The 1,221-nt window shown below is 50.5% G+C and carries 1 protein-coding gene; it reads left to right on the top strand.

Annotated features, from left to right (window positions below; all coding sequences use genetic code 11):
- The first annotated feature begins 62 nt into the window (after nucleotides 1–62).
- Nucleotides 63–1,216 (top strand): IS3 family transposase gene (locus BTA51_RS28825; RefSeq protein ID WP_094712535.1). Its coding sequence is split into 2 segments (ribosomal slippage): nucleotides 63–303 and nucleotides 303–1,216, totalling 1,155 coding nucleotides; the frame shifts between segments, so codons are not numbered across the junction.
- The last annotated feature ends 5 nt before the right edge of the window (nucleotides 1,217–1,221 follow it).

Below are 1,221 nucleotides of genomic sequence, written 5' to 3'. Positions count from 1 at the left end.
GGGTTCTACCCCGTGACTGCGGACACTTCTAAAAAGAGGCACAATGTGCCAAAGGAGTGTTTATGAGCAAACGCAAAAAATATAGTCCAGAGTTCAAGCGTGAAGCAATTGCTTTGACCAGACAACCCGGTGTGAGTTGTCGCCAGATTGCCCTGGAGATTGGCATTAACCCTAATCAGTTGTCGAGATGGCGACGGGAAGCTGATGCCGATACAGACAAAGCCTTCAAAGGGTCAGGGCTCCCCAGAGATGAAGAAGTAGCCCTCCTTAAAAGGGAGCTGGCTCGAGTCAAGAAGGAGCGTGATTTTTTGCGCGAAGCGGCAATGTTCTTCGCCAAAGAGTCTTCCTGAAGTATCAGGCGATTCAACGTTGTCGCAATGACTTTCCCATACGTCTTATGTGTCGGTGCCTGAAAGTGTCAGCTAGTGGTTATTACGCTTGGCTATCTCGGCCACAACCGCCCCGAGACAAGGCCAATCAGTACCTGTTAACACGTATCAGGGAGATACATGATGACAGCGGGGGAATGATTGGCGCTCCACGTATGCATGAAGATCTAAGAGCTGAAGGTGCATTTGTCAGCCTGAATCGAGTTGCACGACTCATGTCAAAGCATGGTATTCAGGGCTGGCCCCGCAGGAAGCGTGGACGCTCAGCGGCTCGCACCTATCGGCCACTGGGGATCAAAAATCATCTGGAACGGAACTTCATTGCACTAGAACCAAATACCAAATGGGTCACGGATATCACGGAAGTGTCGACTCAGGAAGGCAAGCTCTTTCTATGTGTTGTAATAGACCTGTTTAGCAAGCTGGTGATTGGGTGGTCCATGCACTATCGGCAGGATCGTTACATGGTGATCAGAGCCGTTGAAATGGCAGTCTGGCAACGTCAGGGCAAAGTGCCCGTTATCCTGCATTCAGACCGGGGTAGTCAGTTCACCAGTGGAGACTACCAACGCTATCTTGATAGCAACCGCCTGATAAGCAGTATGAGTGCGGTTGGTCATTGCGGCGACAATGCCGCCTGTGAAAGTTTCTTCGGAGTGCTTAAGCGAGAAAGAATCCATCATCGACGATACCGTACTCAGGATGAAGCGCGAGCAGATATTTTTGATTACATCGAGCGGTTCCATAATCCTAGGATGCGGCGTAGAGTTGCCCTTCAGGATCGGAAGTTATCAGCCGTTTTAAAACCGTCCGTGGAAACGGGGTAGAACCC

Origin of the sequence: Hahella sp. CCB-MM4, from assembly GCF_002260525.1 — a bacterium.
GTDB lineage: Bacteria > Pseudomonadota > Gammaproteobacteria > Pseudomonadales > Oleiphilaceae > Hahella.
Note: the sequence above shows the minus strand (reverse complement) of the source record. Positions and strands in the feature narration are given on the sequence as shown.